The organism is Methanofervidicoccus sp. A16, assembly GCF_003351865.1.
GTDB lineage: Archaea > AGJL01 > Methanococci > Methanococcales > Methanococcaceae > Methanofervidicoccus.
Genome location: NZ_CP022242.1, coordinates 1059753 through 1072360, shown reverse-complemented (window position 1 = coordinate 1072360; position 12608 = coordinate 1059753). Strand labels below are relative to the sequence as shown.

11 protein-coding genes are annotated in these 12608 nt (G+C 34.6%); 4 read left to right on the top strand and 7 right to left on the bottom strand.

Annotation, left to right across the window (positions count from 1 at the left end; translation table 11 throughout):
- The first annotated feature begins 10 nt into the window (after positions 1–10).
- Positions 11–730, top strand: coding sequence for a uroporphyrinogen-III synthase (locus tag CFE53_RS04970; RefSeq protein WP_148120761.1), 720 nt, complete (start codon positions 11–13; stop codon positions 728–730).
- Between the two features lie 4 nt (positions 731–734).
- Positions 735–1232 (top strand): MJ0936 family phosphodiesterase, encoded by a 498-nt coding sequence (locus CFE53_RS04965; RefSeq protein WP_148120760.1) that lies wholly within the window; start codon positions 735–737, stop codon positions 1230–1232.
- A 1254-nt stretch (positions 1233–2486) separates the two neighbouring features.
- Here CFE53_RS04965 and CFE53_RS04960 read toward each other — a convergent pair.
- From CFE53_RS04960 to CFE53_RS04935, 6 genes are all read right to left on the bottom strand, one after another.
- Positions 2487–3128, bottom strand: coding sequence for an HPP family protein (locus CFE53_RS04960; protein WP_148120759.1), 642 nt, complete (start codon positions 3126–3128; stop codon positions 2487–2489).
- On the bottom strand, positions 3129–3890 hold the full coding sequence (locus CFE53_RS04955; RefSeq protein ID WP_148120758.1) for a 4Fe-4S binding protein: 762 nt from the start codon (positions 3888–3890) through the stop codon (positions 3129–3131). It abuts the gene before it with no gap.
- An 871-nt stretch (positions 3891–4761) separates the two neighbouring features.
- A complete protein-coding gene (locus CFE53_RS04950; RefSeq protein ID WP_148120757.1) occupies positions 4762–5427 on the bottom strand; it encodes an METTL5 family protein in 666 nt (221 codons plus the stop codon).
- Between the two features lies 1 nt (position 5428).
- Positions 5429–6310 carry an RIO1 family regulatory kinase/ATPase gene (locus tag CFE53_RS04945; protein ID WP_148121167.1) on the bottom strand — a complete coding sequence of 294 codons (882 nt, stop codon included), beginning with the start codon at positions 6308–6310 and terminating at the stop codon, positions 5429–5431.
- Positions 6311–6598: 288 nt separating this feature from the next.
- A complete protein-coding gene (locus CFE53_RS04940; protein WP_148120756.1) occupies positions 6599–7000 on the bottom strand; it encodes a 4Fe-4S binding protein in 402 nt (133 codons plus the stop codon).
- Positions 7001–7014: 14 nt separating this feature from the next.
- Complete coding sequence (locus CFE53_RS04935; RefSeq protein WP_148120755.1) at positions 7015–8553, bottom strand: homocysteine biosynthesis protein; 1539 nt, start codon at positions 8551–8553, stop codon at positions 7015–7017.
- A gap of 77 nt (positions 8554–8630) precedes the next feature.
- Here CFE53_RS04935 and amrB point away from each other — a divergent pair, with 77 nt between their 5' ends.
- Complete coding sequence (gene amrB / locus CFE53_RS04930; protein WP_148120754.1) at positions 8631–9485, top strand: AmmeMemoRadiSam system protein B; 855 nt, start codon at positions 8631–8633, stop codon at positions 9483–9485.
- Positions 9486–10563: 1078 nt separating this feature from the next.
- On the top strand, positions 10564–11538 hold the full coding sequence (gene hemB / locus CFE53_RS04925) for a porphobilinogen synthase (protein WP_148120753.1): 975 nt from the start codon (positions 10564–10566) through the stop codon (positions 11536–11538).
- Positions 11539–11918: 380 nt separating this feature from the next.
- On the opposite strand, the gene CFE53_RS04920 is transcribed toward hemB, so the two are convergent.
- A complete protein-coding gene (locus CFE53_RS04920; RefSeq protein ID WP_148120752.1) occupies positions 11919–12557 on the bottom strand; it encodes a DDE-type integrase/transposase/recombinase in 639 nt (212 codons plus the stop codon).
- Positions 12558–12608 lie beyond the last annotated feature (51 nt).

Sequence of the window (12608 nt, the reverse complement as noted above, 5' to 3'; positions counted from 1 at the left end):
GGATGGGAAAATGAAAGTTATTATTACGAGACCTTTAGAGGAAGGAAAGAAATTTGCTAAGTTGTTGAAGGAGGCGGGTGAATTTGAACCTATTCTTTTACCTACGTTGGAGATAGTATATAGAGACGTGCCTATAGACATTGGAGAATACCAGTGGATAGTATTTACAAGTCCAAGAGGTGTTAAAGGTTTATTTAGGAATTTAGATGAGAGGGGGTTAAGGGAGATCAGGGAAAAAAAGATAGGTGCTATAGGAAAGGAGACTGCAAAGGAGTTTAAGAGGGTATTTAACAGGGATGTAGACGTAGTACCTGATAGATACACTGCTGAAGATCTCCTGGAGGTGTTGAAGGGAGTAGTTGGAGACGAGAAAGTATTAATACCTACCACTCCAGCAACTAGGGATGTACTTTCAAGACATCTAAAGGGAGATGTTGTATATGTTTATTACTCCAAGGAACCAGAGGATCTAAGGGATAGGATCGAGAGGTTAAAGAATGAGTTATTGAATGAAAATGATAAGACAGTATTTACCTTTACAAGTGGTTTAACAGTTAAAAACTTTTTTAAAAGCCTAGATGAAGAGTTTTTGGAGATACTTAAGAATCATTATATAGTATCTATAGGCCCTATTACCAACAAAGTTGTAGAGAGTTATGGATTTAAAGGATACATACCTAAGGAATATACAGTTAGAGGAATGATAGGGGTTATTAAATCCCTGAGGTGATAGGATGAAGATAGGTATCCTCTCAGATACCCATGACTACCTACCTAATATAAGGAAGGCTATAGAGATATTCAACAGGGAGAAGGTAGATACAATAATACACTGTGGCGACTTCGTCTCCCTCTTCGTTATAAAGGAGTTTAAGAACTTTAAGGGCAGGATATTGGCAACCTACGGCAACAACGATGGAGAGAGGACAAAACTTAAGGAGTGGTTAAAGGAGTTAAATCCCGAGAATGAGATAGACGATTATTTATCCTTTGAGGTAGACTCTTTAAAGTTCTTTGTCTTACATGGTACAAACAGTGAGGTATTAGATGCAGTTATAAAATCTAAGAAGTACGACGTTGTTATATACGGCCATACCCATAAGAAAGTACTTAAGGAGGAGGATGGAGTACTGGTGATAAATCCAGGAGAGTGTTGTGGCTACTTAACTGGTACTGCCACCGTTGGTATATTTGATACTGAGAGTAAGGAGTACAGGGAGTTTGTACTGTGAAATAAATAATAATAAAAAGAACAATTAAAATTTAAAATTATAAAAAATAAAAATATTAAAAAACCCTACTTCCCATCAAAAAGATAGGTTAAAAAATAATAAGGATAATCATAAAAATATAAAAATAAGAAAATAAGAAAAAACTTTTAAAATAAAAACTTCTATCATCCCAGATATAAAAAATTTTAAAAAGAAGATTGGAGGGGAATGATCCTCTGTAAACCTTCTAGTGTAGTGGATATCAGAGTAAGATCTCCTATCATACCTAAGTGTTCAGAAAGATCTTAAGATATTTAACATTACCTGGTTCCCATCAGGATTGTAAGAAGAATAATAATAAAAAATAATATTCATAATAAAAATCTTAATAAGGAATAATAATAAAATGTAATAAAATTCTGAAGGGATGGGGATAAAAAAGTAAAATAATATTGGATGCTGGGTAAACAAGTAATTATCACTTTGATGGAAAGTAGGGCATTAATAATAACAACCTGTTATAAAGGATCTACTCCACTCCATAGAGTATCTTAGAGCATTTCAGGAGAAATTATTTATCTCTTGTTTTGATTTCAATAATTTTAATACTTCTTTTTATATTTTTATTTTTTATAATTATTATTATTCTTATTAGAATTTTTTGATGGGAATTAGGTTATATTGATTAATTTCATTATGATTCTAATTATAATAATTATCTTTTTATTATTCTTTTAATTATTACTTTGATGGGAACTAAGATTTAAAAACTGTTAATATTTAAATCTAGTATAAAAACCCTAGTTCTCATCAAGATTGTGAGAAGAATAATAAAAAAAGTAATAAAAATCTTAAGAGGAATAATAAAATAAACCTCTATTCCCATCAAAATAACGATTTAAATAATAAAAATAATAAAAAAGACTGAGAAATATTAAAATATAGATTAATGATAGCAACCTGTTAGGATGGATCTGCTCCACTTCCATAGTATCTTAGAGCGTCCCAGGAGATCATCTTTTATTCTGGTTTTAATACCTTCTTTTTATTACTTTTATTATAATTATTCTTATCAGGATTTTTTGATGGGAATTAGGGTAAAAATATAGACAAAAAGGCAAAAGTATGTCCTTACCGGGTACTAGAGAAACAGGGCAGGATTTCTGTTAATCCTTCTTATCAGAAATTTTTCGTCTTTTGTTTACTAGTCTTTTATTATAGTTTTTTATTCTATTTTTTCTATTAATTATTTTTTATAATAGTTTAAAATATTTCTTATCTACCTCTCTTCCCAAACTTTGCAACCCTTCTAGCAATAACAACCTCTCCTATTTTGATCAACCCTGCAAAGAACTTCTCCAAACCTCCACATGCCCAGAGAGCCTGACCAAAGGTTGTATTTCTTATCCTCTTCTCGTACTCCTCAGGTGTTATGTCCTCTCCAGTGGTATTTTTAGTTACTATCGCCGCAGCCTCCATAAGTTCCTCCCAGGTTATGCCCTTCAACTCCTTCTCCAATATCTTAAAGAGTTTATACACAGGGATGTCATACAACTTTGCCAGGGTTTTTATCACATCGCAACTTCTTACAACTCCCACTACCCTATCCTCTTCATTTAGCACTGGAATACTTATAACTTTGTATTTAACTAACTTTATAACAGCATCTCTCGCAGGATCGTTCTCCCTAACAGTTACTACCTCCTCGTAGGGATACATAACCTCTGAGATAGGAATAGATCTGTCCTCCACCACTGCAAGATCCACTGAAAGTACTAGTCCTACCAACTTATCCTCGTCGTCTAAAACTGGAGCACTGAATCTCTTTTTCTTATACATAAGTTGGATAGCCTCTTTAACAGAGTAGTCTTTATATAACTTTAAAAAGTTGGTATCCATCAACTCCCTAACCTTCATCTACTGAACACCTTCAATATTTTTAATCTCGATCGCATAAACTGGACATACCCTTTCACACCTTCCACAGAATATACAGGATTTACTGTCTATCTCTACTCCCTCCTCTATCTCCCTTATTATACCGATGGGACACTCCACTATACACATTAAACACTTTACACACTTACTGTTATCCACTGTAATCTCCTTATGGAAGGGCACCTCTCCCATCTCGTTTTCAACAGATATGGCCTTCTTTGGGCACACCCTCTCACAGGCTCTACATCCAACACAACGGTTTAAATCCACCTTGAAACTCTTCCTCCTCTCAACATGTATCGCACCAGTTGGGCAGAATCTGGCACAGATACCACACTTTATACACTTGTTTAGGTCTATATTGTATTTCTTCAACCTTATAGTCCTACGTTCCACCTCAACCTCCTTTAATGTATAGATCAACTCCTCTCCCTTAATGTCTCCAGTGCACTCTAAGATATCTATAGCATTTACAGGACAGGTTCTTGCACATATCTCACATTTAACACATTTATCAGGTATTATCTCCGCAGGCTTCTTTATAGAGGGCTTTGTTATGGCATCTACTGGGCACTCGTCATAACAGAGGGCACACCTTATACATTTTTTTGGAACTACATAGAGATATTTTTTAGAGATCCTCACTCCTTCCAGTATTTTGTATATCTCCTCCTTACTAAAAGAGAGATCTTCAGAGATTTGAGACAAGATCTCTTTAATAGATCTTTTAATAGTGATCATTTTATATACACCGAGTATAATAATTTATAGTTTTAGGCACTATAGTTTAGGAAGTTTATGTTATTTTTATTATATATACTTAATTCAAAACAGTGATATAATAAAGATGATGGTTTCACTGTCTTATTTCCAGTGTTCAGAGATGTATGAGAAAGAGATAAAACAGATAGAGATTATATTTACATCAAAACATTTTTAAATTCGTAATTATAGATAATAATTATAAGACCTTAGTTCCCATCAAAGGGATAGTTTAAAGAATAAAATAAAAATATAATAAAAATAATTATAAAAATAATAAAAATAAAAAATAAGAAAAAGGTTTTAAAATCAAAACTTCCATTATCCCATTTTCATCGTTTCTTTTAATCACTACTTGGTAGGAACTAAGGTAGTAATCCTACTTGTTTCTCCAGTGTCCAATATAGAATAGAAAGGGTTATTTTATTTTTATCTCTATCAGAATTTTATTCATTTTATTCCTCTTTTAAAACTTTTATTACTTTTATTATAATAATTATTATATTTTTTTAATCACAATCTTGATGGGAACTGGGGTAATTATAAGAATAATTAGAGTAAAAAACGATAAAAAATTAATAAATAAAAAAAAGGTAAAAAAACTCTTTAAGAAAAAGGTTTAACAGAGATCTGCCCTACTTCTCTCTAGTGCTCAAGACATTTCAGGGGATGTTGTGAGATTTTACTTTTTTACCTATGTTATACTCCCATTAAGTATTTATTATGGGATTTATTTTTTATTATTCTGATATTAATTTTTTAATAATTATAACTATTAGAAGCAATTTTTATTATATTTTTATTTTCATTATCCTCAAAAATTTTATTTCTCCTTTTTATCATCATTCCTCTACTCTATCCTGTAAATATCTACAGGTATCTCCACACACCTCTTACTGTGAAAACTGTAGATCCTCGGTATCCTAAATCTACTCTCAAAGATATGGGTGATATTCCTCCCTTTCCCTTCAACGTAATTTATCACGAAGTCCCTAGTTGAAGAGTTGTGGATGGTATATACAACATCTCCTATCTCCAGTGCCTTATCTAGGAATATCCTATCTGCATGTCTCCTCTGGCATCCAAAGGGAGGGTTCTGTATTACTACAACCTCCATTTTATCATCTAAGTACTTCTTTATATACTCACTATCTATATCTTTAACGTCCATATTTATGAAAAGTACACTTTTAAGAATCTCTTCTAAATCTACACCTAAGTTTTTTACTACAGGTATCTTCTCCAACTTCCTAAGATTTTCCCTGGCACACTCTACAGATTCTCTATCTATATCTATACCTAAAACCTTCCTCGCCCCAAGGAGTTTTGCTCCTATAGACAACCTACCAGTCCCACAACCTAAATCCACCACAAAGTTATCCTTTATATCCTCCCTTGCAAAGAACAACAACTCACTGGCAAGTTTTCCTCCTATGGTGTACTGTTCTAAATGAGGTTTTGGATTTGGATGAGGATCTAAGTTATCCAGTATTATCTCCAGGTATTTCTTTTTCATATTAGATCTTACCTACAACGTAGTTATATATTTCATCTACACTCTCTTTTATACCGTACTTCTTAAAGTACCTAAGTACATTCCCTATATCCCTCTTTAGGTAGTACTCAACATCCATCTTAAACTCTCCAGGTAGAATATCCAACACTACCTTACCCTCCCTAACCTCTATAGCCTGTGGAAAGTCTATTATCAGAAAATCTCCCTCTTCATTTATCAGTATGTTGAATTCGCTGAGATCTCCATGGATATATCCAATGTTGTACATCTTCTTTATCTCCTCAACAATGTCCCAGAATAGTCCCTTAATATCTATCTCTAACTTAGTTAGATCCACCCTCTTCAACTCCACTCCATCCCACTTACCCATAACAATAGCATGTCTATTTTGATCTATGGGCTCAGGAACCTTTACAACTGGATACAGGTCATTTAACACCTGGAACTCCCTTTCTGCCGTCAATCTCGAGGCGTAGAGCCAACTTATATGCCTCTTATCTGCCAGGTATAGCCTGTACCTCTTCCCTCTTGTGAAACATGTCCTCCCCAACTTATGAAACTTTAAAACTGCCTCCCTGTTGTTAGTTAGTAGTACTGTATATACATCCCCCTCCTTTCCCACACCTAACTTACTGCCTATAGCCTTTATAAGATCCCTCTTTATAAATGCATTCAGTGCCAACCCATCGTATCCCTTATGGGATAACCTGTAGCCATAGGTACTCCTATTTACAAACTTATGTCTATCAAGTACCTTTAACCTGTATAGCACCTCCTTACTGTCTAACTTAGATTTTTTAATTATCTCATCTACAGGCACCCATTCATGGTTTCTCATAGATATCTCTATTATCCTTAGGATTTTCCAGTCCCTGTCCTTCATTTGTTTAACAGATTCAACTAAGTCTAATATACTCACACCTCCATCACCTATTTTTTATTCTTTTTATTATAACAATATTTAAATCCATGATTCAAAATAAAAGTATTAAAAAAGTAAATAATAAAAAAATAGTAGAGGTTAAACAAAAATCCTAAGAATCTCCCATTAGTGCCCTACTGTATATCAAGATACAAGGATAGGTTTCTTTTTATTTAGGATAATTATTATTTTTGATTTTATTTTTTATTATATTATTATAATAATTATAATTATTTTAATAATTTTTTATTAATAAAAATCAAATACCTCTATAGCCTTAAGAGGGCATATCTTAGCACAGTTTTTACATCCGATACACTCCTTCTCATTAAATACTATACTGTAATCCTCATCTCGAGATATGGCCTTAACAGGACAGTGTACTACACATGCTCCACAGTCTATACATTTCTCCTTATTTTTCTCTATTATCTTTGGAATATCTTCATACTCACCGTACTTTTTCAACAGATTTAGTGCTTCTTCGATTTGTTTCTCATTTCCACTTAACTCCAAGATTAGGAAACTCTCCTGAGGGTTCATCTTTGCCATTAAGATGTTTATCATAACCTTCGTCTCTAAGATAACCTTTGATATCACCGGTTTATCTATGTATTTCTCGTATACCCAGTAGTATATCCTCTTCTTCATAGTTTTCACCAGAGTTAAAATTTCCTATATCCCAGCAACTTCGAGAGGTCCTCGGCAGTTACTATTCCTACAACTTTTCCATTCTTATCTAATACCGGTACTCCAGATATATCGTATCTACTCATCTTCCTCGCCACAACATCTATAGGTTCATCCAATGTGGAACTGATAACTCGCCTTGTCATGATCTCGCAAATGGAGTTTATATTCTGGGCTACAGCCCTTGCAATGTCCCAGGATGTTACTATTCCCAATAATCTTCCCTCTCCATCTACGATAGGCAAATGATTAATATTCTTTTCAGTAAGTATCCTGGCAGCCTCCTCTATAGATATATCTGGTCTAGCCACAATTGGCGGTCTACTGAGGATATCCCTTACCAACTTGGCCTCTGCCTTCATAGGCTTACATGAACCTCTTCCCAAGGGAGCAACTGGCTCCGAAAGTGTAAATTCTCCCTTTAGTATCCACTTTTTAAGTTCCTCTGCAACCTCTCTAGATTTTTTATAACTTGAGACAGAGGCTGTCTTAACAGTTTTTTCCACCCATTTCTTCAACTCACTGTCGTATATCTTAATAGTAACTTCTCCCTTTCTAAGTTCCTTGTAGTTTGTCCTTGCCACCACAGGTCTATCCCTTCTCGGCACTCCATAATCTAAGATAGGTACCTCGATATCCTCATCCCTTACAGCACAGGCCCTTGCAACCTCTTCATTTAGTACTGGGATAGGTATACCTATGCCTACGTATAGGGTACATCCGTAATTAGGTATAGTACCTGCCCTTAAAAATTTAGTACTCATAGTTTTTAAGTCTCCCTTAACCATTAAGGTTCCAAAGGCCTTCTCTGGGTCGTGTTGTGTTCCTTCTCCTATTATATATCCAATACCTCCACCTAAGAATATCTTAGTACCTATGCCTATGGTGTTGAAGGTCTTCTTCTCCCTGTTGTAGTCGTTTTGGAGAGGATTCAACTGTCCTGCCCCTGAGTAGTTTATGTTGGAGTACTCTGGAAGTAAGGTGCCCATATAGGTGTATATCTTCTCATCCCTACTGTTTGTAGCTGCGGCATATGTTTGATAGCAGTTCCTTGGATTTACCATTATCGCCTGATTTAGGTCGTCTAATGTTATAGTTGTTGATACCCTCTTTCTCGGATAACAGTCAGTTGTATATCCCTCTGCAAGGAGCCTTATCTCCTTTCCTGCTACAAGATCCTCTATAACATGGGCTCCACCGTAGTTGATATCTATATCGTCATCGGAGTTCGGCTGTGCAGCACCAAGGTAGGCGTCAACTGCTGCCAGTCCCGAGTAGGCTTCCACTCCATTTAGATAGGTTCTCATCATCTTTATTGGAGGATCTGCATGACCGAAATTTAGAAACACTCCACTGGAACACATGGCTCCAAAGGTACCAGTTGTGACAACATCTACCTCCTTTGCTGCACCTTCAGGTCCCATCTCCTCTACAACTTCTATCATCTCCTCCGCTGTCAACACTACCGCATCCCCTTTTTTTATCTTCTCGTTGATCTCTCTGATGGTTTTCATGGTAATCCCTATAGCACATATTTAAGCAATAGAGATAATAATTATAATTAATATAAAATTAACTATAAGGTGATGATATGGTAATAAGGTACCCTGCAGTTGCAGGTATGTTCTACCCTTCAGATCCTCATGAGTTAATAGAGTTGATAGAGTACTGCTATCTTCACGAGTTAGGTCCAGGTTCCCTTCCAACAGGAGGAGTCTTTAGGAAACCTATAGGTTTAGTCTGTCCCCATGCAGGATATATATACTCTGGTCCTGTTGCAGCCCACTCCTATAAGGCTCTATCCTCTAGAGTAGATGGAAAGATTACAGTTGTAATCTTAGGGCCTAACCATACAGGATTAGGTTCTGGAGTTTCCACTATGAAGGGCATATGGAGAACGCCCTTGGGAGATGTGAAGACAGACGATGAGTTTATAGATAGACTATGGAGGAACTGCGATATCTTAGATTTAGATGAAAGTGCCCACCTTAGGGAGCACTCCATAGAGGTTCAACTTCCCTTCCTCCAGCATCTAAGTATGTTGCACCCTGTAGATTTCAAAATAGTACCTATATCTATGATGATGCAGGACTATGAGACCGCCATAGAGGTTGGGCATTCTATAGCAAAGGTATCTATGGAGTTAGATAGAAGGGTAGTAATAATAGCATCTACAGATTTCAGCCACTATGAGCCCCAAGATATAGCATCGAAGAAGGACGCCCTGGCAATAAGGGCCATACTAAATATGGATGAGAGGGAACTATATACCACTGTGGTAAATAATAACATAACCATGTGTGGTTATGGGCCTACCATGGCCATGATAAGGGCCATGAAGGAACTTGGTGCAGGGGATGTAAGATTACTGGCCTACGCTACCTCTGGAGATATTACTAAGGATTACTCCTCTGTTGTTGGATATGCCTCCTTGATAGTAGAGTAAAAAAATAATTATTATAATAATAAAAAGTAAAAAGTATAAAAAACCCTAGTTCCCATCAAAAGGATAATCCAAAAAATAATAAAAATAATAAAAAATAATAAGTTATTCTGGTATTTTCTCAGTTTCATGTAGATTTTTTATAAATAATATAATAATTTTTATTAATTTTAAATATTATTAGCCCTAGTTCCTATCAAAAAAATTGATAAGAACTACAACAAATTATAAAATAATAAAAGTATAAGAAGGTACTAATAAGAGATAAATAACCCCTCCTAGATACTCTAAGATACTATAGGGGTAGAACAGATCCTTCCTAACAGGTTGCTATTTCCTAGACTACATTGGACACTTTAGAGAAACAAGTAATGTTTCACATATTTTTTTGTTATTATTTTCATTACCCTAGTTCCCATCAAAAGAATAGTTTAAAGAATAATTATAAAAATAATATAATAAAAAATAATAAAAGATTTTAAAATAAAAACTTCTATCATCTCAGATATAACATTTTAAAAAGAAGATTGGAGGGGATGGTCCTCTAAATACCTTCTAATATGTGATATCAGATGGATTTCTTATCTTTATCTAAGTGCTCAGAAAGATCCTGGAATGTTTAATGGTTTTTTGTTATAGTATTTATTATTATAATGATTATTATTTTTATTGTTCTTTTAATCACTACTTGATGGGAACTTAGGTTATATTATTTTATTATTCCTCTTAAGATTTTTATTATGATATTTTTATTTATCCTTCTAATCACAATCTTGATGGGAACTAGGGTTATTTTCATTATTATTTTTTAAACCCTGCTTCCTACCAAAGTGATAATAAGAATAAAAAGAAATTAAAAAGGCATCTTACTTGTTTATCCAGTATCCAATATTATTTTACTTTTTTGCCTCTATCGGAATTTTATTACATTTTATTATATAACTTTTTTTATTATTTTTATTATAATAATCATTTTTATTATTCTTTTAATCACTATCTTAATGGGAACTAAAGTATTATTAATTTATTAACAACTAAACATAAATAGTATAAATAATTTTAAAAATAAGAAGGGGATAGTATGTTAATCAGGCCCAGGAGACTTAGAAAGAACGATAAAATAAGGGAGTTAGTTAGGGAAACTACCTTAACTAAGAAGGATCTTATAATGCCTCTATTTGTAGATGAGAGGATAGAGAGAGGAAAAAAAGAAATACCTTCCATGCCTAACCAATACAGGTTCAGTGTAGAATCTGCCATCGAAGAGTGTAAGGAAATAGCAGATCTAGGTATCCCTGGAGTTATACTCTTTGGAATACCTAAGTACAAAGACGAGTACGGATCCTCTGCCTACGATAAAGATGGAGTAATACAGAGGACTATAAAGGGAATAAAAGAGGAGTTGGGAGATGAGATCCTCGTTATAGCAGATACCTGTCTATGTGAATATACAACCCATGGACATTGTGGTATTCTAAGGGACAACAAAGTTCTAAACGATGAAACCCTTGAAATCCTATCTAAGGTAGCACTGTCCTACGCTGAGAGTGGTGTAGATGTTGTTGCACCCTCTGATATGATGGACGGGAGGGTTAGGGCTATAAGGGAAACCTTGGAGGAGAACAACTACCATGATGTATGTATTATGAGTTATGCTGTAAAGTACGCCTCTGCCTTCTACGGGCCATTTAGGGATGCTGCAGAGAGTTCTCCCAGGTGTGGTTTAAAGGACAGAAAGACCTATCAAATGGATCCTGGAAATTGGAGGGAGGCTTTAAGGGAGATAGAGTTGGATATAGAGGAAGGGGCAGATATGATACTGATAAAACCTGGATTACCTTATTTAGATGTTCTAAGGTTGGCCAAGGATAACTTCAATGTACCTGTTGGAAGTTACTGTGTAAGTGGAGAGTACTCTATGGTGGAGTCTGCCGCCCAGAAAGGATGGATAAATAGATTGGATGCTATAATGGAAGTACTTCTCTGTATCAAAAGGGCTGGAGCTGACTTCATAATTACCTATTGGGCTAAGGAAGTTTGTGAGTATCTTAAGTAAGGACTATTTATACAGGAAAAATATGCTTTTAGTGTTTAGAGAGATTTCTAAAAGATCGGGGAATATAGTTAATAACCCTAGTTCCCATCAAAAGAATAGCTCCAAAAATAATAATAAAAATAAAGAAAATGTTTAAAAAACAGAAAACTTCTATTACCCCAGGTACAAAAATTTTAATAAGAAGATCGAAGGAGAATGATCCTCTGAATATCTTTTAATACAGGGATTCAGAAATAAGATCTCCTATCTTAACTAAGGGTTCCGGAAAGATCCTATGGTATTTAATGATTCTTATTTTCACTGTTCTTTAATCGCTACTTAATGGGAACTAAGGTTATTTACTTTTTATCCCTATCCCTTCAGAATTTGGACCTGTCCACTTAACATAAACACCACCTCAGTTTATTATAATACAGAACAAATAACCTACAAAAGAAGTTCCAGTTTCTAACAGGATTTTTAGCATTAATAGAGCAGAAAAAGATCTTTACCCTCTGCTTCAGAGAAGAAAACACCGATTCTATCAAACTCCCCCGCCCAAAGGTCTGATGTTCAAAGTTTAAATTAAGACTTTTTAGAGCACTAATTAGCCATGGGGCTTTATCTATAAGGAATTTAGGCTCACCCCTACAGTACTTCAGTACTTTCTTTACAAAGGACCTCGTAATTAGATGATTCCTTATTGTATAGACTCTCATTAAAATTAATTCATTCCTCTCAACATCTACAGCTGAATAAACGTAATAGTGCTTCCCGCCACCTTTAACAACAGTTTCATCCACCGCTATTAGATCTCTTTCTCTTTCCTCTGTTGTAATGGATAATTCTTCTTCAAACTTCCTTATCCAGTTCCAAACTGATGTTTTTGAGACTGGATGAATCTCTGAAAGAATTCTGGCAGTCCTTCTTACTGAAGATGTCTGAATGTAGGTTGCAATGGCGAGTGTTTTAATTTCTATAGGTATTTTGTTCCTCTTAAAGATTTTTAATTCCTTTATAATATCTTTTACTCTTAGCATAATAGTATCTTATGTACATTGTTATATATGATGTTTGTTTTATGTGGACAG